Genomic DNA, 234 nt, shown 5'->3' with positions numbered 1-234 from the left:
GGGCTTTCCTGTATTTCCATTGCAATGGAAAAACGCAGACGGCGACCTTTTTTCTGGCTATAGAGAAGATGGATACTTACCAGAAACAGTTGTAAACATGCTAGCCTTTTTAGGTTGGAATCCGGGTACAGAACAAGAATCATTTAGCTTAGAGGATTTAGTTGCTGCCTTTGATTTAGATAGAGTAAATAAAGCGAGCGCTAAGTCCGATACAGAAAAAACAAAATGGTTCCA

Annotated in this window: 1 protein-coding gene; it reads left to right on the top strand. The window is 39.7% G+C overall.

Going from position 1 to position 234, the window contains the following annotated elements:
• Positions 1–234: glutamate--tRNA ligase family protein (locus ACY2RS_RS15955; RefSeq protein ID WP_490099634.1), on the top strand; the 234-nt coding region annotated here is incomplete at both ends.

Source organism: Patiriisocius sp. 208BN25-11 (assembly GCF_058147145.1).
The sequence above is the reverse complement of the archived record's forward strand: the minus strand, read 5'-3'. Positions and strand labels throughout refer to the sequence as shown.